13 protein-coding genes are annotated in these 23,305 nt (G+C 71.5%); 6 read left to right on the forward strand and 7 right to left on the reverse strand.

The genetic code is table 11. The annotated features are described in order from the left end of the window. Positions 1 to 58: 58 nt before the first annotated feature. Positions 59 to 3,463, forward strand: coding sequence for an Ig-like domain-containing protein (locus ETAA1_RS26250; protein ID WP_145243570.1), 3,405 nt, complete (start codon positions 59 to 61; stop codon positions 3,461 to 3,463). Positions 3,464 to 3,512: 49 nt separating this feature from the next. On the opposite strand, the gene ETAA1_RS26255 is transcribed toward ETAA1_RS26250, so the two are convergent. Together ETAA1_RS26255 and ETAA1_RS26260 are read right to left on the reverse strand one after the other, a co-directional pair. Beyond that, entirely contained in the window at positions 3,513 to 4,766 is a 1,254-nt protein-coding gene (locus ETAA1_RS26255) for an amidohydrolase (RefSeq protein WP_145243572.1), read from the reverse strand. A gap of 525 nt (positions 4,767 to 5,291) precedes the next feature. After that, on the reverse strand, positions 5,292 to 6,914 hold the full coding sequence (locus tag ETAA1_RS26260; protein ID WP_145243574.1) for an ABC transporter permease: 1,623 nt from the start codon (positions 6,912 to 6,914) through the stop codon (positions 5,292 to 5,294). Positions 6,915 to 7,198: 284 nt separating this feature from the next. Here ETAA1_RS26260 and clpB point away from each other — a divergent pair, with 284 nt between their 5' ends. Next, positions 7,199 to 9,793 (forward strand): ATP-dependent chaperone ClpB, encoded by a 2,595-nt coding sequence (gene clpB / locus ETAA1_RS26265; RefSeq protein WP_145243576.1) that lies wholly within the window; start codon positions 7,199 to 7,201, stop codon positions 9,791 to 9,793. Positions 9,794 to 9,873: 80 nt separating this feature from the next. On the opposite strand, the gene ETAA1_RS26270 is transcribed toward clpB, so the two are convergent. Together ETAA1_RS26270 and ETAA1_RS26275 are read right to left on the reverse strand one after the other, a co-directional pair. Further along, a complete protein-coding gene (locus tag ETAA1_RS26270) occupies positions 9,874 to 10,296 on the reverse strand; it encodes a DUF1493 family protein (RefSeq protein WP_202920420.1) in 423 nt (140 codons plus the stop codon). A gap of 5 nt (positions 10,297 to 10,301) precedes the next feature. Continuing rightward, on the reverse strand, positions 10,302 to 11,153 hold the full coding sequence (locus ETAA1_RS26275; RefSeq protein ID WP_145243581.1) for a sugar phosphate isomerase/epimerase family protein: 852 nt from the start codon (positions 11,151 to 11,153) through the stop codon (positions 10,302 to 10,304). A 119-nt stretch (positions 11,154 to 11,272) separates the two neighbouring features. Between ETAA1_RS26275 and ETAA1_RS26280 the strand changes: the two genes are divergently transcribed. From ETAA1_RS26280 to ETAA1_RS26300, 4 genes are all read left to right on the forward strand, one after another. Next, positions 11,273 to 12,142, forward strand: coding sequence for a hypothetical protein (locus ETAA1_RS26280; protein WP_145243583.1), 870 nt, complete (start codon positions 11,273 to 11,275; stop codon positions 12,140 to 12,142). Between the two features lie 798 nt (positions 12,143 to 12,940). After that, positions 12,941 to 13,258, forward strand: a complete 318-nt coding sequence (locus tag ETAA1_RS26290) for a hypothetical protein (RefSeq protein WP_145243585.1) — start codon at positions 12,941 to 12,943, stop codon at positions 13,256 to 13,258. Between the two features lie 131 nt (positions 13,259 to 13,389). After that, a complete protein-coding gene (locus tag ETAA1_RS26295) occupies positions 13,390 to 14,127 on the forward strand; it encodes a hypothetical protein (RefSeq protein ID WP_145243587.1) in 738 nt (245 codons plus the stop codon). A gap of 360 nt (positions 14,128 to 14,487) precedes the next feature. Beyond that, positions 14,488 to 19,656, forward strand: a complete 5,169-nt coding sequence (locus tag ETAA1_RS26300; RefSeq protein WP_145243589.1) for an RHS repeat domain-containing protein — start codon at positions 14,488 to 14,490, stop codon at positions 19,654 to 19,656. On the opposite strand, the gene istB is transcribed toward ETAA1_RS26300, so the two are convergent. The 3 genes from istB to ETAA1_RS26315 are packed head-to-tail and all read right to left on the reverse strand — an operon-like array spanning position 19,617 to position 22,859. Next, entirely contained in the window at positions 19,617 to 20,426 is an 810-nt protein-coding gene (gene istB / locus ETAA1_RS26305) for an IS21-like element helper ATPase IstB (RefSeq protein ID WP_202920421.1), read from the reverse strand. The two genes, ETAA1_RS26300 and istB, sit on opposite strands and share 40 nt — an antisense overlap. Further along, complete coding sequence (gene istA / locus ETAA1_RS26310; protein WP_145239462.1) at positions 20,365 to 21,945, reverse strand: IS21 family transposase; 1,581 nt, start codon at positions 21,943 to 21,945, stop codon at positions 20,365 to 20,367. Before istA ends, istB begins: the two co-directional genes overlap by 62 nt. After that, the gene (locus ETAA1_RS26315; RefSeq protein WP_145239464.1) at positions 21,942 to 22,859 is read right to left on the reverse strand and encodes a ParB/RepB/Spo0J family partition protein; all 918 of its coding nucleotides are present in this window, start codon (positions 22,857 to 22,859) and stop codon (positions 21,942 to 21,944) included. The genes istA and ETAA1_RS26315 overlap by 4 nt, the downstream gene beginning before the upstream one ends. Positions 22,860 to 23,305: the final 446 nt, after the last annotated feature.

The following is a 23,305-nucleotide window of genomic DNA, read 5'->3' on the forward strand; positions in this document are numbered from 1 at the left end:
CGGCCCCCGCGCCGGACCCGGCCACCGGGCCAGACCGACACCGTTGAGGAACGACCCTATGCCCGTCGTTGCCGGCACCAGCCGCACGCGCCTGTCCGTTCACGCGCTGGAAGAGCGCGACGTTCCCTCCGGCCTCACCGACACGTTCGACACCCCCGGCCCCACCCTCGGCGCCGCCTGGGCCGAGTCCGCCGGCGGCGACGTGTTCTCCGTCGTGGCCGGCGCCGGCGTCGACGGCACGCCCGGCGCCGTTTCGACCGGCACGAGCCTCAGCACCGGCCGGGCGTGGCAGGCGGCGGTCGTGTCGGCCGACACCGGCGCCTCGTTCCGCGTGAAGCTCGACACACTCGTGCCGACGCTGCTGATTGTGCGCGGCACCGCCCTCGACACCGCCACCCCCACCTACGTCGCCGCCGCGCTCACACGCGGGATGACGGCGGAGGTGTGGGACGTAACGGCCGGCACGCCGACCGTCCGGGGGACCGTCTCGTCCGGCGGCGCGTCGTACTTCTCCGGCGGCTGGGCGACGGTGACTCTGGTGCCGACCGGCGGATCGGTCGCGCTCCGCGTGCAGCGCGAGGACACCGGCGCGTACCTCACCAAGACGGGGACGTGGCAGTCGGCGCCGACCGACGCCGTCGTCACCTCGACAACCATCACCGGAGGCGGCTCGGTCGGCGTCGGCCGCGCCGCCCGCTACTCGGGGAACGTGTCGCTCGACGACTTCACGGTCATCCCGCCGGCCCCGCCACCGGTGCCGCCGGTCGTGAGCGTCAGCCAGAACTTCGACGCCACCGCCACTGGGGCGCGGCCGGCGGGCTGGTCGAGCTGGTCGGCCGACGGCAGCGGCGTGTTCACCGCGTCGGCCGCACGGGCGAACAGCCCCGCCAACGGCTTCGCCTCGACCGGCGGCTCCGTCAGCGCCGCCCGCGCCTGGAGCGACGCCGCGCTGCCGGCCGACGTGGACACCTCGGCCGCGCTCTATCTCGACGGCATCATCCCGGCCCAGGTGTTCGCGCGCGGCACGAACCTCGACACGGCCACGCCGACGTACTACGCCGTGAGCGCCGTCCGCGGGCTGGAGGCGAAGCTCGTCAAGGTGGTGAACGGCGTCGAGACGACGCTCGGCACGGTGAAGTCGGCGGCGTGGTTCACGACGCAGTGGGTCCGCGTCCGCCTCACCGCCGAGGGCGACCGGCTGCGCGTCCAGCTGTACCGCACGGACACCCGCCAGTGGCTCACGCCCGCGGGGGCGTGGTCGAGCACGCCCGACTTCGCGCTCGAGGTCCGCGACGGCAGCATCACCGCCGCCGGCCGCGCGGGCGTGGCCCGCCCGAAGCTGTACTCCGGCACCGTGGCGTTCGACGACTTCGAGGCGCGCCCCGCGAGCGCGGCCGCGGGGCCGGTCGTCACCATCACCGGCATGATCTACACGAACGGCAGCACGGGCGGCGACATCGTCTTCCGCGCCGCAGCCACCGGCAGCCCGACGCGGATCGAGTTCGTGCTGAACGGGCAGGTGCGCTACGCCTCGTCCACGAGCCCCGCGGAGTGGACGTTCGACAGCACCACGGTCCTGAACGGCAGCCACACGCTCACCGTGCGGGCGTTCGACGCCGGCGGCAACGTCGGCAGCGTGGACCGCGTGTTCGCCGTGACGAACCCGGACAACGACCCGGTGCCGAAGCCGACGATCCCGCGGAAGTTCGCCCACGTCCGCGTCGCGCAGCTGGCGTACACCGGCAACCCGATGGGCGCCTACGAGCAGAGCCTGCTCCGCACCGGCGTCGACGTGGTCATCCCGAACGCGAAGTTCATGCAGACCGTGAACAACGCGTCGCCGGACACGCCGCAGCTGCTCTACAGCAACGTGTCGAACCTGTACCAGGGGCTCCTCGCCGACTGGGTCGAGTACGCCGACCGCGTCGGGGCGCCGCGGGAGCAGGCGTTCTACCACGTCTCGCAGGCCACGACCTTCGTCGGCACCAGCCCGTCGTCGCAGCCGGTGACGTGGCTGTGGAGCGCCTACCAGTTCGACGGCGCGGCCACGAAGAACGTCACGTCGGCGTCGCGCGGCGGCGCCGGCACGAACCTGAACTTCGGCGGCGCCGGCGCGTGGACGGCGCTCGGGTCGCTGGAGAAGTTCCGCGAGCTGAACGTGACGCTCGCCACGCTCCCGCAGGCCGGGTGGGGCGGCGTGTGGGAGTACGTGACGGCGGTGGACGCGGCCGGGAACCCGACGGCGTGGAAGACGCTGACGACGCTCCAGGACGGCACCGCCGGCATGAAGCGCTCCGGCGGCGTCACCTTCGACCCGCCGGCCGACTGGAAGACGGCGACGGTGGGCGGCGGCGACCGGCAGTACTACGTCCGCTTCCGCGTGACGACCGGCACCGCGGCCCAGGCGGCGCAGCTGAAGACGGTGTTCGGCCGCGACTACGTCCGCGCCGCCGGCACGCAGGCGGGCGTGATCCCCGCCTTCGACTACAGCGCCGACCGCAACGGCGACGGCTACCTGAACGACGCCGAGTACGCCGCCCGCGCCGCCGGCAAGGACGCGCGATTCGTGTACGAGTCGCGGCTGTTCTACCCGTACTACGGGCAGATGCGGTTCGTCACGAACCCGAGCGGCTCGGCGGTGCGGAAGTGGGCCGCCGAGTACCACGTCCGCCTGCTCGCCAACAACCCGCTGGCCGACGGCGTGTTCATGGACAACGCCACCGGCAAGCTGCCGTTCGCCGGCACGCCGGTGCTCGAAGCCACGGCAACGTTCAGCGCCGACTCGGGGGCGCTGATCGCGGCGGTGAACCGGGCCATTGCCCCGAACTGGGTGATGGCGAACACGGCTGGCGGCGGCAACTCGGCGGACGCCGTCACCGCGGGCGCGGCGGCGGCGATCGAGGAGTTCCTGATCCGCCCGCTGTCGCACAGCTGGACGGAGTTCGGCGACACCGCCAACCTCGTCGCCCGCCGCCTCGCCGCCGACGGCTCGCCGTACCTGGTGATCGACAGCCGGAGCGACGGCGGCAGCGCGACCGACGCCCGGACGCAGCTGGCGACGCTGGCTTACTACTACCTGCTGGCCGACGCCGACCGGACGTTCCTGATGTTTTACGGCGGCGAGAGCCCGTCCACGTCGTGGACGCAGCACTGGAGCGAGGCGGTGCGGGTGGACGTGGGCCTGCCGACGGCCGCGTACCGCGAGTTCGCCACCGGCCGCGACCCGCTGAGCCCGACGCTGACGTACAAGGTGTACGCCCGCGACTACGAGAACGCCCTGGTGCTGTACAAGCCGCTGAGCTACACCCAGGGGGTCGGCGAGGGGACGGTCAACGCCCAGACGGCGACGACGCACGCGCTCGGCGGCAACTACCGCAAGGTGAACGCCGACGGCACGCTCGGCCCGGTGGCGACGAGCGTGACGCTCCGCAACGGCGAGGGCGCGGTGCTGGTGAAGGCGTGAGCGGACCGGGGGCGGGTGCCGCGGTCGGGAGCGCCGTTGCGGGGGCGGGTTACACCTTGAACGTGTCCCGCACGTTGTCGCGCAACAGCCGCGTCCCCAGCGCCACCGCCCCCGCCTCGCTCAGCACCCCCGGCCGCACGAAGTCGTCGGCCAGCGTGGTCGCCAGGATGCGTCGGTACATCGCGTACTTCGGCAGCACGAACTCCAGCTTGTACGCGTCCGAGTAGTAGCCGATCAGCTTCGTCTTCGGCACCGCGCTGAGGCGCTCGCCCAGGTCCTTGCGGATGTAGGGCGGCACGTTCGAGTACCACCAGTGCCCGTTCGGCACCACGTTCGGGAAGATCCACGAGTACGCCACCAGCTCCTGGTTCTGGGCACTCGTCAGCACCGACACCGGGAACGTCACCTCCGGGAAGGCGTTGAACACCCGCTTGTACTGGATCAGGCTCGTCCGCTGGTCGAACAGGTCCTGCCCCTGGTGGACGCCGTTGACGTACACCCGGCGGTTGACGCCGATCATCAGGTCGAACGGCAGCTTGAAGTCGCGGCACAGTTCGGCGATGAGCCAGAACACGCCCGGCCCGATGTCGCGGCAGTCGTGGTGGCGGATCTGCTCGTACAGGTACTCGTCGTCGTAGTGGGCCGGCTCGAAGTCCGGCGGGAGGGAGATGGCGCACGCCTTCGCCCCCTTGCGGGTGAAATGCAGGAACAGCGTCGCCAGCGCCTTCCGCAGGCTGCCGGCGTCGCGCAGCTGCACCCCGGTCGCCTTGAACAGCCGCTCTCGCGTTTCGGCCCGGTCCAACTGGAAGACCAGCGAGTCCGTCCGCAGGCACGGCACGTAGACGTTCGTGTCGAACCCTTCGAGCGGGTCGTCGAACTCGTTGGTGAGGAAGATCTTCTCCAGCTTCGTCTTCGCGAAGACCTGCTTCTCCCAGTCCGGCTGCGCGAACGTCGTCTCGGCCGCGTCCAAGAGCTTGTCTGCGTCGCCGGCGGTGATCCGGGTGCCGTCGTAGCCGAGGAAGGTGCGGGCGATGTCCAGGAACCAGCGGTACTGGGCGGTGTTGTCGTAGCGGTCCATGTGGCCGACGATGGCGCGGACGCGGTCCCGCGGCGACACGTCCTTGCCGAGCGGCTCCTGGCTCATGCCGGCGGAGTGGGCCAGCTCCGTGTAGTAGTGGTAGCCGAGGATGTCGTCGAGCGACTTCGACACCGGCGCCAGCGGGTCGATGTGCGAGTGCGGGTCGATGAGCGGGATGGCGTCGAGTGCGGCGGTGAGGTCGGCGACGAGTTGGTCGGCGGGCATGGGAGAGCCCCGGTCGGGTCGTGTCAATTCTTCCTGCGATACGTCTTACAACGCCGTGTAAAAATGACAAAGACCCTCGGCCCGCGACGGCCTCCGACCGCGAAATTGCGACGGCGATTTTTCCCGAACCTCAGTTCCCACCAGCGGGTTGCGACCGCGGCGATAACGGGGCCGGCGCGATTGGCACGACCGCTGCATTACTCAGAATCGTCCGCGACAACCTTCCCCCAAGGAGTCGCGGGTCGGTGCCGGGCCGCGACGGCAAGCCTTCCCCCAAGGCGAGCCACCCCCACGCGGCCTGACGCCGAACGAAGAATGCCGGCCGGGCGTGAGTCCCCCTGACGCCCGGCCACGGGAGCGTGTTCCCCCCGCTCCCGGCAAGTCCCCTGACAAGTCCGGTCCCCCGTCCCCCAACCTTCCCCCCCGCCTCCGCCACCCCCTGGCGGAGGTTCTTCTTTTGATTCCGGGCTTCGCCGCTTGCGGCTTAGCGCCGCCCAGCGCTATGCCGCAAGCGGCGGAACCCAGTCACGTCAAATCCAGCCGCCACCACGCCAGCGCCAGAAACGCCGCCCCGAACGCCAGCAGCACCACACAACTCATCACCACCACGCCCACGTCCGGCGTCGGGCTCCCCAGGAGTTGCGAGTACGCGTCCAGCGCCCAGGCGTGCGGCGTCACCTGGCTCGCGCGCTTCATCGCCTCCGGCATCAGCTCCCGCGGCATCAGCGACCCGCTTGCGCCGCCCAGCACCAGCACCAGCAGCGTGCCGTACACCGCCACTTGCGTCTCGGTCTTCGCCGCGCTCGCCACCAGCATCGCCAGCCCCACCGCGGCCGCCGACGTAGACGCCACCACCGGCAGCAACAGCCACGGCTCGGCGCCCCAGCTCATGCCGAACACCACCCGCCCCGCGAGCAACAGTACCACGCCCTGCACCAGCGACACCAGCAGGCACGGCAGCAGCTTGCCGAGGAGCACCTGCCCGCGTGACAGCGGCGCCGCCCGCAGCCGCACGAGCGTGCCGTGGGTGCGTTCCGCGACGAACAGCCAGCCCACGGTCAGCACCAGGAAGAACGCGAACATCACCGTGAACTGCGGCACGAGAATCTGATACCGCTTCGCCCCCGGGTCGGCGTAGACGGCGCGGTTCGCGGCCGCGCCGCCGCGCTCGCCGGTGCGGGTGAGCTGCTGCCAGGTCAGCGCGGTGAAGTCGTAGCTCGGGAACAACTCGCCGACGCCGGCCTTCACCCCCGGCCCCACCTCGGCGCGGACCGCCGGCGTCATCACCTCGCCGATCGACACGTCCTTGCCGACGCGCGCTGCGACCTCGCGGTCGCGGAACGCCTCGCTCACCAGCCGGCGGAACTGCGGCATCTGCCCCTTGATCGTGTTCGTGAACAGGCCGAACTCGCGCCGCAGCATGGCGTCGAACTTCGGGTCCGCGAGCAACGCCGCAAGGAGCTTCTGCACCGTCGGGTCGAGCTGCACCAGCACGTCGGGCGGCAGCGGCTTCCGCTCCTTCAGCCCCTCGGCGAGGTGCTCCATGAACCGGTCGTCGCCGACGCGGGCGAACGCCTGGCCGATCATGTACGGGATCACCACGCGGAACATCGACACCTGCGCCACCTGCTCGATGACCGCGGACGCCGTCGGCTGCGTCGGGTCGCGCAGCACGGTGAGGCCGACGCGCTCCTGGACCACGCCGTCGCGGCCGAGCGGGTTGACCGGCTCGAACCCCGGCGCGGCCAGGAACGAGGCCCGGTCCATGCGGTCGCTGAACTCGCGCTCGAAGACCAGCACCGCCGGCCGCTTCCCGCGGGCGACCAGCTTCTCGGCCTCCTCGCGGGTGCCGATCACCTCGACGCGGATGCCGCCGCCGGTGCCGTCGGGGTCGGCGGCGAGGTCGTCCAGCACCAGCTCCGACCACGGCTTCGCGGGGAAGGTGCGGCCGGCCTTCGCGGGGAGGCCGCCGTCGAGGAGCACGACCGAGACGCGGAGCCGGTCGTCGGCCTTCTCGCCGAAGCCTTCGCCGAGCGCGAGCCCCATCACGAGCGTGAGGACGAGCGGCATCAGCAGCAGGATGACGGCGCTGCGCGGGTCGCGGAGGAGGAGGCGCAGGTCCTTCGCGGCGAGGGTGAACACGGGCATGGGGACCGTCCTGGATGTATTGATCGTCAGGTGGTGAGATTGCCGGCCGGAGTCGTTTTCATTTGACAACGCCGAATGGTAGTGTACATATGAATAGATTCAATTCCGCGCCGTCGATCGCCCGGCGGCCCCGCACCTCAACCTACCTACCACCCTTCCGACCGGGGATACGATAGCCCCGGACGGCGGCCGGCGGTCAGTTTCTCGCCGTTTCCCCGCACCGGTCTGAGTCACAAGCCCTCTAACGGGGCACACGGACACCCACCCCGTTAACCGGAGGAAATATGGACCTCAGCAAGTTCACCGAGAAGGCCCAGCAGTCGCTCAGCGGCGCGCAGAAGCTCGCCGCCCGCCTCGGCCACCAGAACATCGACGCCGAACACGTCCTCCTCTCCCTCCTCGACCAGGAGAAGGGGCTCGCCGCCGCCATCCTCACCAAGGCCGGCGTCAGCGTGGACGCCCTCACCGTCAAGACCCAGCGCGACCTGGAGAAGTTGCCGCGCGTCAGCGGAGACGTGGAAGCCCGGCTCACACAGCGGCTCGTCAAGCTGGTCGATGCCGCCGAGTCCGAGGCGAAGGGGCTCAAGGACGAGTACGTGTCCGTTGAGCACCTGCTGCTCGCGCTCGCCGCCGACAGCGGCGCCGCGGGGCAGGCGCTCAAGCAGTTCGGCGTCTCCCGCGACCGGCTCCTGACCGCCCTGAAGGAGGTCCGCGGCAGCCAGCGCGTCACGTCGCAGAACCCGGAGGAGACGTACCAGGCGCTCGAGAAGTACGGCCGCGACCTGACCGCCCTCGCCGCCAAGGGGAAGCTCGACCCGGTCATCGGCCGCGACGAGGAGATCCGCCGCGTCGTCCAGGTGCTGAGTCGGCGCACGAAGAACAACCCCGTCCTGATCGGCGAGCCCGGCGTCGGCAAGACGGCGGTCGTGGAGGGGCTCGCGCAGCGGATCGTCCGCGGCGACGTGCCCGAGGGGCTGAAGGACAAGAAGGTGGTGGCGCTGGACATGGGCGCCCTCATCGCCGGGGCCAAGTTCCGCGGCGAGTTCGAGGAGCGGCTCAAGGCCGTGCTCACCGAGGTGACCACGTCCGAGGGCCGCATCGTCCTGTTCATCGACGAGCTGCACACGATCGTCGGCGCGGGGAAGGCCGAGGGGGCGATGGACGCCGGCAACCTCCTCAAGCCGATGCTCGCCCGCGGCGAGCTCCACTGCATCGGCGCCACGACGCTCGACGAGTACCGCCAGCACGTCGAGAAGGACGCCGCGCTCGAGCGCCGCTTCCAGCCGGTGACCGTCGATCAGCCCACCGTCGAGGACACCATCAGCATCCTGCGCGGGCTGCGCGAGCGGTACGAGGCGCACCACGGCGTCCGCATCAAGGACGCGGCGCTGGTGTCGGCGGCGGTGCTGTCCGACCGCTACATCTCCGACCGCTTCCTGCCGGACAAGGCCATCGACCTCGTGGACGAGGCCGCGGCGAAGGTGCGCACCGAGATCGACTCCATGCCGACGGAACTGGACGAGGCCAGCCGGCGGGTGATGCAGCTGGAGATCGAGCGCGAGGCGCTGAAGAAGGAGACCGACCGGCCGAGCCGCGACCGGCTCGAAAAGCTGGAGAAGGAGCTGGCCGACCTGAAGGCCGACGCCGACGCCCTGAAGGCGCGGTGGCAGGCCGAGAAGCAGGGCGTGCACCAGTTGCAGACGATCCGCGAGCAGATCGAGCAGGCCCGCGCCGACCTGGAGCGCGCCAAGCGGCAGTACGACTTCAACGCCGCGGCGCAGCTCGAATACGGCACGCTGCCGGAACTTCAGAAGAAGCTCGACGCCGCGGAGGCGACCGCGGAGCACGGCAAGGATTCGCGGCTCGTCAAGGAGGAGGTGAGCGAGAGCGAGGTCGCCGCCGTCGTGAGCCGGTGGACCGGCGTGCCCGTGTCGAAGCTGTTGGAGGGCGAGCGCGAGAAGCTGCTGCACCTGGGCGACGAGCTGCACCAGCGCGTGATCGGCCAGGACGAGGCGGTCACGGCCGTGGCCGAGGCCGTGGTCCGCGCCCGCAGCGGGCTGAACGACCCGAACAAGCCGATCGGCAGCTTCCTGTTCCTCGGCCCCACGGGCGTCGGCAAGACGGAGTTGGCCCGCGCCCTCGCCGAGACGCTGTTCGACGACGAGCGCGCCGTCATCCGCATCGACATGAGCGAGTACCAGGAGAAGCACACCGTCAGCCGGCTCGTCGGCGCCCCGCCGGGGTACGTCGGCTACGACGAGGGCGGGCAGCTCACCGAAGCCGTGCGGCGGCGGCCGTACGCGGTGGTGCTGTTCGACGAGATCGAGAAGGCCCACCCCGACGTGTTCAACACGCTGCTCCAGGTGCTCGACGACGGCCGCCTGACCGACGGCCAGGGGCGGACGGTGAACTTCAAGAACACGCTCGTGGTCATGACCTCGAACGTCGGCAGCCAGCGCATCCTGCAGTACAAGGGAACGCACATCGGCGAGGTGTACGACCGGATGAAGGCGGCAGTGACGGAGGAGTTGCGGAAGCACTTCCGCCCCGAATTCCTGAACCGGATCGACGACATCATCGTCTTCCACTCGCTGACCGAGGAGCACCTGAAGCAGATCGTGGAGATTCAGCTCGGCCGCGTCCGCGAGCGGCTGGCCGACCGCAAGATCACGCTGGCGCTGACGGACGCGGCGAAGGCGCACCTGGTGCGGGTGGGCTACGACCCGGCCTACGGCGCCCGGCCGCTGAAGCGGACGATCCAGAAGGAGGTGGAGACGCCGCTGGCGAAGCGGCTGCTCCAGGGAGCCATCCCCGACGGCACCGCGGTGACCGCCGACTACGACGCGGCCCACGACGCGCTGGCGTTCACGACCGGATGAGCTACAGAGTCGATAGGCCGGGGCGCAAGCCCCGGAGGGTCCTCGGTCCCACCGGGGCTTGCGCCCCGGCCTAACGCGCATCACGACACGCAGCCACGCACCACACCCGCCAGCAATCCGCCCGCGACCGCGGTCGCAACCACCCGGTTCACCCAGACGTCCGGCCGACGCCGCCGGGGGTCGTGGTCCGGGTACTCGAGCGCCCACCGCCCGAGTTCCGCGTACTGGTGGAGCATTCCGACCGTGATGGGCACGTCCGGCAAACGCGAGTCGCGCGGCGGGTAGAACCACGCGCCGAGGTTGAAGCCTTCCTCGGCGGTGTGGAAGTGCGGCAGGTAGCCGGACAGGTCGGCCCCGAACCGCTCGGCCCAGGCGAGCAGCAGGCGGTCGAGGTCGTCGCCGGCCACGCCGAGGTCGGCCTGCAGCTCGGTGTCGTCGGTCAGGGGGCCGTCGTAGTTGGTCTGCTCACGGACCAACTCGGCCACCTCGTCGAAGGTCGGCACGGGCGCTACTTCTTCGCCACCGCGACCTGGGCCTTCATGAACGCCAGGCCGTTCTTGTAGACGTGCTCCGGGCTCGGGAACAGGTCGCGCCACACCCGCGTCGCCGCGGCCAGGTCCGGCAGCGCCCGGCCGAACGCCTCGATCACCATCCACCCGTCGTACCCCACCTCCGCCAGCGTCTTGAAGGCCCCCGCCCAGTCCACCTGGCCCGTCCCCGGCGTGCCGCGGTCGTTCTCACTGATGTGGACGTGCGCCAGCACCGGCGCCACCGTCCGGATCGCGCTCGACTGGTCCTTCTCCTCGATGTGCGCGTGGAAGGTGTCGAACATGGTGCGGAAGTTCGGGTGGTCCACCGCCTTCACCAGTTCCACCGCCGCCTTCGCGGTGTTCAGGAAGTAGCACTCGAAGCGGTTCAGGTACTCGATGCCGAGCATCAGGTTCGCCTGCTTCGCCAGCTCGGCGGTGCCGCGGAGCACGTCGGCGGCGCGCTTCTTCTCGTCGCCGGTCGGGCCGGTGCCGCTGAACACGCCGAGCGCCGAGTGGTACGGCCCCACCACCGTCTCGGCGCCGAGCGCGTGGTTGATCTCCACCACCGTCTTGAGCCACTCGCTCGCCTTCTGCCGCACCGCCGCGTCCGGGCTGATGGCGTTCGTCTCGGCGGTCAGAATGGTGACCGTCGTACACTTCAGGCCGGTCTTGTCGAGCTCGGCGCGGAGCGGCTTGTAGTCGGCCGCGGTGCCGCCGAAGACGGGGATCTCGACGCCGTCGAACCCGGCCGCCTTAAGGTCGGCGAGGAGCGGGTAGTGCTCCGGCCCGATGCTCCCGGACCACAGCAGCAGGTTCATCCCGTACTTCATGACCGACTCCAAGGGGTGAGGGTGCCGGCATTGTCCGGCCCCGGCCGGCCCGTGGCAACGGTGGCGGACCCGGATATGCTGGCGGGGCGGAACGGTTCCCTTTCCCAAGAGGTGCGATCATGCGCGGGGCGTTCGGGGCGGTGGGGCTCGTGGCGGTCTTGGTCGGCGGCGCGGCCGGGCAGGAGGCGGTGACGTTCAAGCAGTACCCGTACAAGGTCGGCGACAAGACGCGGACCACCAAGACCGAGGACACGACCGGCGGCACCACGATCAACGCCATGGGGAAGGAGCAGAAGACGAAGGAGAAGAAGAAGAAGACGCTGGTTTACGTCACCGAGGTGCTGGAGGTCGGGGCCGACGCCGGGAAGCCGGCGAAGCTGAAGCGCACCTACGAGAAGGCGGTCGAGGAGCGCAACGGCGTCGAGACGACGCTCTCCCTCGACGGCAAGACGGTGACCATCGAGCGGAAGGAGGAGAAGTACACGTTCACCGCCGACGGGGCGGCCCTGGACGCGGCCGCGACGGCCGAGCTCGACCGCGAGTTCACCAAGAAGGGTAACCTCGGCGACAACCTGTTCCCCGAGAAGGGCGTGAAGCCGGGCGACTCGTGGGACCTGACCGAGAAGTTCCTCAAAGAGATGGACACCCCGGACAACCCGTTCGTCATCGCCCCGAAGGGGGCGGCCGTGACCGGCAAGCTCCTCTCGACCACCAAGAAGGGGCCGACCACGTTCGGCGACCTCGAGGTGACGGCCGACCTGCCGCTGACCGACCTGCGCGGCAAGCTGCCGCTGAAGCTGAACCCCGGCAGCGGCTGGAAGATCGCCATGAAGGGGACCGGCTGCCTGGACGGCACCAGCCCCGAGGGGAACTCGACGGCGACGATGACGATCGCCCTCGAGGGGGCGACGATGGGCGTGGGGGTGAAGATCGACACCCAGGTGAAGATGAGCAGCCGCACCAACCGCGTCAGCGGCGGGAAGCAGTGACGGCCGGCGGGCGGTACGACCCCACCCGGGCGCCCGCGCCCGCCCGCGGACCCGGGCCGCCGGTCCTTGACACCCCGCCGCGGCCGCGGCAATGATGGGCCGGTTCGCCGAACGTCCGACCGGTCCGACGGGCGCCGGTCGTACAGCCGGCGGGCCGGGTTGTTCATCTCGACGCGTAAGCGGACTGGCAGCCGGGCCGCGTCCGCCTCCGCGAGCGAGGCACGCAGCAACGCCGAGCCGGTACTGGCGCCGACCGTCCAGAGGAGGTGGCCGCGGCCGGACTGCTGGTGGAGGACGTACGACGGGACGGGTTTACGCTTCACGCTCGGGCTCCGAAGCGACTGTGGAATATTCCACAATGGCCGGGTTCGGAAACCGCGCCCGGCGGACGCCGGGGTAAGCGTAAAACGCTTCGGTTGCTAGGATTTTCGTCCAGTGAGCCGGGTGGGGATCGAACCCACGACCAGCGGATTAAAAGTCCGCTGGGGCGAGGCTGTAACACCCCGTTCACAGAAGAACTTACGTCACCGACTTCGTGTCACTGTACCACCGGCTGTACCAGCAAGCATGAACAAGGCGGGCTGCTGCCCGACCCCAAGTTGGCTGCGATCGTCGCCGCGTGGCCGACGCTACCCCCACACATCCGCGCCGCCGTTCAGGCGCTCGTCGCCACCGTGACACCCCCCACCCCCCTCATGGGTCCTTCCAACGGGGGGTAGGGTGTTCGCACCGCACCCAGAATAGTCGGACTCCGGGACACACTTTACTTCGTCACCCTCACGCCGCGGGAGAACGCTCATGCCAACGTATTCCGACCGCGCCCGCGCCACCGTGGAGGGCCGCCGTCGGGAAGTGTTCCGCGCCTGGCTGGCGGCCCTTCCGGCGGAAGGGTGGTCCGGCACGGCCGGCGACCTGTCCGACAAGTTGACTGCGTTCCTGGCCTGTCACCCGCTGCGGTTCGGGACGGGCTTCCCGGCCGGGGCGGGCGTGTCGCCGTGGTTACGCGGCGTCGCGGACGAGATCGGCGCCGCGGGCCGGCAGTTGCGGTTCACCCGCACCAAGCGCGAACGGCTCATCACGATCGGCCCCGCGGCTGATGATGCTGAGAAATGCTGAGCGCGTCGGCGTCCTCAACCGGTCGGGCAAGCGCCGTCTCGCGCGGCGTCACCGACGGAGCCGCAGCCGCGACCTTGCGACGCCGGTGGGCGACCCATACCCTCGCATCGTCCCGCCGCCCCGGTGCCGTCATGCCCGACCCCGCCCCGCCGTCGTCGTGCGTCGTCCTCGTCCCGGTCGGCGGGGCCATCGACCCCGGGTGTGACGACGCCCTCCGCGAACTGGAGCGCCGCGGGCACCCGGTGTGGCGGGTCCGTGGGTACTCGGCGGTGGACGCCGCCCGCAACCAGATGGCCACCGACGCCCTCGCCCAGGGCTACGACGAGCTCATGTGGATCGACTCCGACGTGGCCTTCGACCCGGCGGACGTGGGGCGGCTGCGTGCCAACGGGCTGCCGTTCACGTGCGGGCTGTACCCGAAGAAGGGGCCGCGGCAGTTCGCGTGCGAGTTCCTTCCGGGCACCCCGGCCGTCCGGTTCGGGGTGAACGGCGGGCTCGCCGAGGTGCGGTACTGCGGGTTCGGCTTCACCCACGTGCGGCGGGAGGTGTTCGACGCCGTCCGGATGCACCACCGCCTGCCGACCTGCAACCAGCGGTTCGGCTCACTCCTGGTGCCGTACTTCGAGCCCCTGAGCATTCCTGAGCACGGCGGCCGGTGGTCGCTGTCCGAGGACTACGCCTTCTGCGAGCGCGCCCGGCAGGCCGGGTTCGCCCCCGTCGCCGACACGCGCGTCCGGCTGTGGCACGTCGGCACCTACCGGTACGGGTGGGAGGACGCCGGCAGCCCGAAGGAGCGCTACGCCGACTACACCTTCCACCTTCCCGCGCCGCCGGCCGGCGACCCGCGCCCGAGCGCCGGTAACGGCTAGGACGAGTCCAGTCCCTTTCACTGACTCGCAGGCTTCCCGTCCGGCGCTCGGATTTCGTGTCCGATTCCGCCGCCCGGCCACGTTCGTCCACACAGGAAGACACATTTTCGTCGCCCCCGCCGGCTCGTTCGGACGGGGGCCAGGGGGTGGCATTGCTCAACCCAATCGTAAGCCGTAAATCCGGCAGAAACCGCACAACCCGAATCGGATTTTTGTTGACAGCGGATGCTATCGCTGGTGAAATCCCCCGCGAATAACGAGATTCGCGCGAGTGGTCGAGCGGTCGGTACGGTAACCGGTCAACCTGAGTCTCGCCGATTGCTGACGGTCGTCCTCCCGAGTCTCTTGTGGGAACCGTCCATGCCCGTCCCGGCCGCTTACTCCCGGTTCGCCCGCCTCCTCGCCCTCCGCGACCGGCTTGCCGACCTGTTCGCCCGCGGCCCGGCCCGGCCGGGTGCCGCGGCGCGCCTCGGGCTGGAGGCGCTGGAGACTCGCGTTGTCCCGGACGGGCGGCCGTTGCCCCTGCCCGTCCTGTACATGGGGTCGGGCGGCGGGGTCGGCTCGTCGCCCGTCGTGAGAGCCTACGACGCGGAGACCGGCGCCCTCAACTTCGAGCGGACCGTATTCGAGAGCGGGTTCACGGGCGGGGTCCGCGTCGCCGTCGGGGACATCACCCAGGACGGGTTCCCCGACGCGATCGTCGGAGCCGGTCCGGGTGGCGGGCCGCGGGTCCGGGTGCTCGACGGCAAGACCGGGGACGAGATCGACGGCCCGCTCGGGAGCTTCTGGGCGTTCGAGACCGGGTTCGCCGGCGGGCTCCACGTGGCCGCCGCCGACGTGGACGGGGACGGCTCGCCCGACGTGATCGCGGCCGCCGGGCCGGGCGGCGGCCCGCACGTGCGGGTGTTCAGCGGAACGACCGGCGCGGTGGTCGGCGACTTCTTCGCCTACGACCCTGACTTCCGCGGCGGCATTACCGTGGCCGCGGCCGACCTCACCGGGGACGGGCGGGCCGAGGTGGCGGTCGGGGCCGGGGTCGGCGGCGGCCCGCGGGTCAAAGTTTACGACCCGACGACCTGGGCGCCGATCGGCGGCCCCCTGGGCTCGTTCTTCGCGTTCGCCCCGACGCTCCGCGGCGGCGTCTACGTCGGGGCGGACGCGCTGGCCGGGGACGTGGACGCCGACGGGACGCCGGACCTGGCCGTCGGGACCGGCCCAGGGACGGGCGGCCGCGTCCGCGTCTACAGCGGGGCGACGGGGACGCTGCTCCGGGACTTCGAGCCGTTCGGCCCGGGGATGACCGGCGGGGTCCGGGTCGCGCTGGCCTACGTGGACGACGACGAGTTCGCCGACGTGGTGGCCGGGACCGGGGCGGGGGGCACGGCGACCGTCCGGGTGCTATCAGGGGCGACCGGCGACCAACTCCCGGCCCCGGTCGGCGAGTACGTCCCGTTCGGGCCGGGGATGACGGGCGGGGTGTACGTCGCCGCGAGCAACGACCCGACGGTCGTCACCGTCGGGGTGAACCACTTCGACGGGTACGAGGCGGCCGAGGCGGGCTCGCCCGGCACGTACTTCCGGATCGACCCGAGCCCGGCCCCGACCTCCCCGCTCACCGTCAACTACACGGTCGGCGGGACGGCCACCGGCGGGACCGACTACACCGGCCTGTCGAGCGGGTCGGTGACGATCCCCACCGGCGGCGGGACCGCGTACCTCACGTTCAACGTGGTGGACGACAGCGCCGCCGAGGCGGACGAGACGATCGTCGTCACCATCACCTCGGTGAGCAGCGGGGGGACGATCGGGTCGCCCTCGACCCTGACGTACACCCTGAAGGACGACGACGGCAGCTCGCCGCCGCCGCCCCCACCGCCGCCCCCACCGCCGCCCCCGCCGACTTCACCGCCACCCACCATGCCGCCCGCGACGGCCCCGGGCACCGACACCTGCCCGACCGGCGGCGCGCCCAACAACGGGGGCAAGACGAGCGGCTTCTGGGCGGGCGGCAGCGGCCCCGGGTGTGTCATCCCCTGGAACCCGCCGCCGAACTGGACCGGCTACCCGGTTCGGTACGGGGACGGGCTGGCCGTCCTCCCCGCGACCGACTTCGTGTCGGACGGGTTCGGGGGCGGCTGGGGGCAAGCGCGGTCGTGGTCGAACAACCCCGCCTACGCCACCGACTCGCTCCTCGGCAACGGGTGGGTCGGCGGCGCCCAGCCGCGGCTCCTCCGCGACGGGGCGTCGATTATCCTCGTCCTAAACGCCGCCACGGCGCTGTACTACGACGGCCAGGGCACGCCGGACGCGGACGGGAACTACGCCACCTACACCCCCCGGTTCGACATCATCGACGGGGCCACCTACGACTCGGGGGCGAACGAGTTCGTGATCGGGGACGGGGCCGGCGGCGAGCTCCGGTTCGCCGGGTTCGCGTCCTCGCGCCCGGTGGCCCAGCGCGGGGCGTTCTCGTCTAGCACCGACGCCGGCGGGAACGTCACCGCGGTCACGGCCTGGGACTCGACCGGCCGCGCCACCGAGGTTCAGCGGTCCGACGGCGCGGTCACCGAGTCGTACCTCTACGCCTACCGGTCGGCGTCCGGGGCCAACCCCGGCCTGCTGGACACGGTCACCCTGCGCCGCCGGGTCGGGAGCGGGGCGTGGGGGACGGTCCGGGCGGTCGGGTACGAGTACTACGACGGGACGACCGCGGGGGGCACCGCCGGCGACCTGCACCGGGCGACCGTGACCGACGCCAGCGCGGCGGTCCTCGACCAGTGGTACTACCGGTACTACACGGCCACGACGTACTCGGGCGGGGTGCAGGTCGGGTACGCCGGGGGGATGAAGTTCGCCCTCGGGCCGGCCGCCTACGCCCGGCTGAAGGCGGACGCCGGGGGGACCGACGCGCTGGCCGACGCGGCGGCGGACGCCACGGTCTCGGGGTACGCGGAGAACTACTTCGAGTACGACGGCGACCACCGGGTGACGAAGGAGGTCGCCGCCGGGGCCGGGTGCTCGGCGTGCTCGGCCGGGCAGGGGACGTACACCTTCGCCTACACCCCCAGCTCCAACGCCGACGGGTTCAACTCGTGGGCGATGAAGACGACGGTCGGGCTGCCGACGGGGGCCACCGACACCGTCTACACGAACGCCTACGCCCAGGTCATGCTGATCGCCACCGGCACCGGCTCGGGCTCGGGGACCGGGTCCGGCAGTGGGTCGGGGTCCGGCAGCGGGTCGGGAAGTGGGTCCGGCAGCGGGTCGGGGAGTGGGTCCGGCAGCGGGTCGGGGAGCGGGTCCGGTAGCGGCGGCACCTGGGCCACCTTCTACCGCTACGAAGACCGGGGCGGGTGGCAGGGCGGGCGGCTCCTGCTGGAAGCCGGCCCGGGGACCGTGACCGGGTGGAGCGAAGGCGCCGCCGACCTCGTGGCGTACTCCAGCGGCAACGCCGCGTACCTGGCCGACGGCACCGGGCTGGTGACGACCTACACGTGGGCCACCGCCACCACCGCCACGACCACCACCGCCGGGGACGTGGACGGGTTCCTCGCAGGGTCGGCACTCCGCCGCGGCGAGACGGGCACGCCCGCCCCGCAGGCGGCCGGCAGCTACCTCCTCCGCACCGGCGGGCCGAGGGACGTGGCCGTACCGGCCACCCTGACCGGCTACCGGAACGACGACGGGACCGGGGCCGAGACGGCCACCTTCGCCTACACCTGGTACTCGGGCACCAACCAGGCGGCGACCGTCACCACCACCCTCCCCGTCGTCTCGACCGGCGAGAACGGGTCGGGGTCGGCGGCGACCGTCGCGGCCGCCTACGACACGTTCGGCCGGGTCACCTGGGTCCGCGACGCCGGCGGGGTCCTCGGGTACGCCGCCTACGACCCGGCGACCGGGGCGGTCGTCACGGCGATCGCCGACGTGGACACCGCCCAGACCTCCACCTTCACCGGCCTGCCGTCGGGGTGGAGCACGCCGACCGGCGGCGGGCTCCACGCCACCACCACCGCCGAAGTGGACGCCCTCGGCCGGGCGACCAAGCTCACGCACCCCGGCGGGCGGGTGGACTACGCCGTCTTCGACGACCCCGGCCACGCCGCCCGCTACTACGCCGGGTGGGACGCGACGACCGGCACCGCCGCCGGCCCGACCGTGGTCGTCCGCGACGACAGGGGGGCCGGGTACGTCGAGACGCTGACCATGTCCGCGACCCCCGCCGTCAGCAGCGGGCGGCCGACCGGGGCGGAATCCGTTTCGGCGATCCAGTCTCTGACGCGCGAGTCGCGGAATCTGGCCGGGCAGGCGGTCGCCGCCGACGCCTACTTCGACCTCACCGGGGTGACGTACACGGCCGCCGCGGCGCTCGGCACCGAGGGGACGAACTACCTCCGCGTGCGGGTCGGGTACGACAAGCACGGCCAGGTCGGGCGGGTGGAGGCGCCGGACGGCACGATCAGCCGCACGGTCCGCGACGAGCTCGGGCGGGTGGTGTCCGAGTGGGAGGGGACGGACGACACGCCGACGACCGGGTACTGGAGCCCGACGAACCTGACCGGCACGGACATGGAGGCGGTCCGCGAGTACGAGTACGACGGCGGCGGGGTCGGCGACGGGTTCCTGACCAGAGTCACGGAACACCCCGGCGGCGGGGCGGCCGACCGCGTCACGCTCGTCTGGAACGACTGGCGCGGGCGGCCGGTGGCGGTCAAGGGCGGGGCGGAGACGACCGAGGCGACCGGGGTGAACCGGCCGCTCGTGTACACCGACTTCGACAACCGCGGGAACGCCGTCAGGGTGCGGGTGTACGACGGCGACGGCGTCACCCCGACGGTGACGGCCGGGGTGCCGGTCGCGCCGTCGGCGGCGCTCCTGCGCGGGCGGACGGACACGGCCTACGACGCCCTCGGGCGGGCGTACCGGTCCACCGTGTACGGCGTGGATCAGTCGTCGGGCGCCGTCGGGTCGAGCCCGCTGTCGGCCGACACGTGGTACGACGTGCGCGGGCTGGTGGGGAAGACGAGGGAGGCGGGCGGGCTGGTCACCAAGCTCGCCTACGACGGGCTCGGCCGGGCGACGACGGTGTACTGGACCGACGGCGGCGGCGACGCCGGGTACGCGGACGCCGACGACGTGACCGGCGACACGGTCCTGACGCAGCTCGGGTACGCCTACGACCTGGCCGGGAACCTGACGGCCGTGACCGGCCGGGAGCGGGCCGCGGCGGCGACCGGGACGGGCGCGCTCGGCACCCTGACGAGCGGGGTCGCGGCCCGGGTGAGCTACGCCGGGTACTACTACGACAGCCTCGGGCGGGCGACCGCGGCCGTGGACGTGGGGACGAACGGCGGCACGGCGTGGACCCGGCCGTCCACCGTGCCGACGGCGTCCGACACCGTCCTGGTTGTCGATCGCGGTTTGAAACAGGGCCACTTTCGCGGTCGGAGGCGGGCCAGTCGGAGTTGCCGGGCGGAGCGAGCGGACGGTCATTTCGCGGCGGGCTTGTCGGGGCGGTGGACGCGGTAGGACTGGCCCTTCAGCTTCACGATGGTCGCGCCGTCGACGACGCGGTCCAGCAACGCCATCGCCAGCGGCGCGTCGCCGAGGTATTCGGCCCAGTCGCCGAAGTCGATGTTGGTGATCAGGGCGGTGGAACGCTGCTGGCTGCGGGCGTCGATGATCTTGTACCACAGGCTCGCCGCCTGCGGGCAGAGGCTGCGTTCGATGCGGTCGAAGCCGAACTCGTCGATGATCAACAGCGGGAAGCGGGCGTAGAAGCGGACGCGGTCGTGGATGGTCTGATCGGCCATCGCGGCGGTGAGGTCTTCGAGGAGGTCGCCGCTGGTGGTGTAGTACACCGCCTGTTCGAGCAGGCACGCGGCCAGGCCGATGCTCTGGATGAGCCGACTCTTCCCCAGGCCGGACTGCCCGACGAAGACGACGTTCTGGTTGCGGCGGATGAAGTCGCCCTGGGCCAGGGCCTCGATCTGCACGCGGGGGATGGCGGGGTTGAAGGTCCAGTCGAAGGTGGACAGCGGCAGGGCTTCGCGGAAGCGGGCCTGCTGGACGAGTCGCTCGATGCGACGCTCGCGGCGGAGTCCGGCCTGGTCGGCGAGCAAGCGGTGCAGGAAGTCGAGGTGCGCGAGGCCGGCATCCTGCGCCTGCTGCAAGGCCGCGTCGAGTTGCTCGGCGGTCACGGGGATGCGCAGGGTCGCGAAGTCGGCGAGGATCTGGTCACGCCGGCCCGGGGTCGCGGCCGGCGTCGTGTTCGGGGCGGTCTTCGGGCGGGGTGTCATCGCCGGGTTCCTCGGGCTCGTCGGACGCGAGCAGGTGTTGATAGTCGCGGGTGGACCGCGGCCCGATGACATCGTCGCGCAGGGTGGGATCGAGCGAATCGCGGTGGAGTTCGGCGAGTTCGTCGAGCCGGGGCCGGGGTCGAGCCCGGGCGGCGAGGATGCGGCGGACGGCGGCGAGCGAGAAGGCGCCGAAGCGGACGGCGCGGTCGAGGGCGGCACGCACGTCGTCCCGCGTGTACTGCGCGGCCAGGGCGAGCAGGTGCTGGGCCTGCAACTTGCCCTGGATCTGCCGGGCGAGCAGGCCGTCGAGGAACGCGGTGCCGACCGGGCCGAGGTCCGCGAAGCGTTGTCGCAACAGCCGCGTCCGCTCCTCGGGATCGCCGGTCGGATGATGGCTCTTGATCGACTGCCGCACGCCGCTGCGTGTGGCCGGCACCAGGGGGTGGCGGGCGACCTCCTCCAGACCGACCGAGTAGACGATGACCTCGCCGTCGGCGATGCGGACCGGCAGGACCTGGCCGATGAACGACCACGGCACCGAGTAGTGGTTCAATCGGTGCGTGAGGAAGCCCTCGACGTTGACGTGGCGATAGACCACGAGAGCGGTGTCGAAGTCGCGGGTGGGGAGCGGCAGCAGGTGCGGCCGTTCGCGCTCGTGGCGGTCGCGTGGCGTCTCCCGGAAGTCGCGAATCGTGTGAACATCGGCGACCGTCGCCAGCCACCGGGCCGTCACCTCGTTGAGGTGATCGAGCGAGTCGAAGGTGCGGCCGTTGAGCAGGTTGACCTCGACGTAGTGGAACTTCCTCTCGACCTTCCCCTTGGTCTGGGGCCGTCGCACGCGGCACGCCCGGGGTCGGAAGCCGTAGTGGGTGGCGAAGGCCAGGAACTTCGGGTTGTACAGCGGCCCCTCGGCGTCGTGCCGCAACACCACCGCCTTGAAGTTGTCGTACAGGCACGTCCGCGCCACGCCGCCCAGGTGGCGGAAGGCGTTGACGTGCTCGCGGAGCGTGGTCGGCAGGTCCGTCGACTCGACGAAGCGGAGGTACTGGCGGCGGGAGTAGCCGAGCAGGTAGCTGAACAGGTAGACGCGGCGGCGGCCTTCGCGGGTGAAGTCGAGGTCGTAGACGCCGTGGTCCATCTGGGCCTGGTCGCCCGGTCCCGTCTCGAAGCGCGGCACGGGTGGCGGCGTGGCCCGCGGACGGAGTCGCTTCACCCGCAGGCGGACGATCGTGTACCCGCCCGCGAAGCCGCGTGCCCGCAACTCCTGCAGGGCGCGTTCCACGGTCAGGTTCGGGTAGCGGTCGAGCAGTTCCTTCAGGATCGGCTCGTACGCGTCGAGGCGACTGCCGCGACGCGGCGGCGGATCGCCGGGACCGGTCGAGCCCGTGCGGGCGGCTTCGATCCGGGCCAGCACGCGATCGACGGTGCCGCGTGAGATCCCCAGCGAACGCGCGATCGACCGCGCCGACGCGCCCTGCTGATGCCGCTGCACGATCTCCAGCCGCGTGGCCTCGTTCATGGCCGCCTCCCTTCCCGCAGCACTGCCGGACCGAGCACCCGTTCCGCCACGCGGCTCGCCTGATCCCCCAGTTGCACCAGCACCGGCTCCACGATCCGACGATCGCGGTCGGCCAGTTCGCGTTCGCCCGGCGAGACGAGCCACTGCTCCAGACGGGTCAGCACGTCCGCGGCCTGGGTCAGGTGCTTGACGAGCCAGTTGCCGGCCCGGCTCAGCCGCGGGTCGCGCAGCGCCGTCGGCACGCCGTTCACCTGCCGCAACGCCTCCCGCGGCTTCGCCAGCACGAACGCCGCCTGCTCCGGACTCGCGCCGCGAAGCAGGTCGATCACGCCGCCGACTTCCTGCGCCGTCAGCGACGCACGGCGGGTCAACGCCAGCACCGCCTCCTGGTTGCCCGCGGGCAACCGCACCAGCTGCCGCGCCAGCGCCGGGCCGAGCAGCCCCAGCCGCAGGTCCTCCACCACCGCTTCGCTCAGCCGCTCCAGCAACGCCAGCCGCCGGCACACCCAGCTCTTGTGCTGACCCAGCAGGTGCGCCGCTTCGACCTGCGTCAACCCGTCGTCGCGGACGAGCCCCTGCACGACCCACGCTTCCTCCAGCTCCCGCGCCGCACGCTGGCCGCGGTTCAGGCCCAGGATCGCCGCCTTCGCCAGCGGCTCGTCCAGCTCCACCACCCGCACGCTCAGACTCGTCGATCCCGCCACCTGCCGCGCCGCCGCCAGGCGCTTGAAGCCGTCGAGCAACTCCAGGCCGTCGCCGCGGACGCACGCCACGACCGGCGACAACTGCCCCCAGCGACGCAGCGAACCGGCCATCGCCTCTTCCGCGAGCGGATCGGCCAGGCGGTAGCGGCGGTAGCGTTGACCCAGTCGGTCGAGCGGCACCGGCCGCACCACGCCGTGCTCCCAGTCCATGCGCGGACCCTCCCCGAACGACCCCGCCCGAAGAACGGAAGCGGACGGACGGAAGGGTCTTCCGACGCGTCCGCTCCTTCCTCCGTGGGGTCGTGGGACTGTAGACGCGCTGTGAAGCCGACTCCAGGGCCAAAGACGTGACTCACGACGTGTCCGGCGAGTGCCAACGCCCCGTCACTCGACGCGGCCGCCCACGCCGGCGACGCCAGCGCCAGCGCGATTCCCGATCCAGGACGCGACGTAACGCCAGCCGGCACGCCACACTGCAGAAGCGACGGCTCGAACCCTCGGACCGGACCGCGAACTCCACGTGGCACCCCGGCCGATGACACGAGCACGCCGCGAAATCTTCGGGGATTTCCGCCGGGCGCTGGCCCTCGCACGCCGCCGTGGTCGCCGTCGCAACAACGGCAGGTTCCATCGCCGCCGCTCGCTCCTGTCGTCGC

Source organism: Urbifossiella limnaea (assembly GCF_007747215.1).
GTDB classification, from domain to species: Bacteria; Planctomycetota; Planctomycetia; order Gemmatales; family Gemmataceae; genus Urbifossiella; species Urbifossiella limnaea.

Bases quoted from the DNA above. Each gene is read 5' to 3' on its own strand.
- ETAA1_RS26250 (WP_145243570.1), top strand. From the start codon at position 59: ATGCCCGTCGTTGCCGGCACCAGCCGCACGCGCCTGTCCGTTCACGCG.
- ETAA1_RS26255 (WP_145243572.1), bottom strand. From the start codon at position 4,766: ATGCCCGCCGACCAACTCGTCGCCGACCTCACCGCCGCACTCGACGCC.
- ETAA1_RS26260 (WP_145243574.1), bottom strand. From the start codon at position 6,914: ATGCCCGTGTTCACCCTCGCCGCGAAGGACCTGCGCCTCCTCCTCCGC.
- clpB (WP_145243576.1), top strand. From the start codon at position 7,199: ATGGACCTCAGCAAGTTCACCGAGAAGGCCCAGCAGTCGCTCAGCGGC.
- ETAA1_RS26275 (WP_145243581.1), bottom strand. From the start codon at position 11,153: ATGAAGTACGGGATGAACCTGCTGCTGTGGTCCGGGAGCATCGGGCCG.
- ETAA1_RS26280 (WP_145243583.1), top strand. From the start codon at position 11,273: ATGCGCGGGGCGTTCGGGGCGGTGGGGCTCGTGGCGGTCTTGGTCGGC.
- ETAA1_RS26290 (WP_145243585.1), top strand. From the start codon at position 12,941: ATGCCAACGTATTCCGACCGCGCCCGCGCCACCGTGGAGGGCCGCCGT.
- ETAA1_RS26295 (WP_145243587.1), top strand. From the start codon at position 13,390: ATGCCCGACCCCGCCCCGCCGTCGTCGTGCGTCGTCCTCGTCCCGGTC.
- ETAA1_RS26300 (WP_145243589.1), top strand. From the start codon at position 14,488: ATGCCCGTCCCGGCCGCTTACTCCCGGTTCGCCCGCCTCCTCGCCCTC.
- istB (WP_202920421.1), bottom strand. From the start codon at position 20,426: ATGACACCCCGCCCGAAGACCGCCCCGAACACGACGCCGGCCGCGACC.
- istA (WP_145239462.1), bottom strand. From the start codon at position 21,945: ATGAACGAGGCCACGCGGCTGGAGATCGTGCAGCGGCATCAGCAGGGC.
- ETAA1_RS26315 (WP_145239464.1), bottom strand. From the start codon at position 22,859: ATGGACTGGGAGCACGGCGTGGTGCGGCCGGTGCCGCTCGACCGACTG.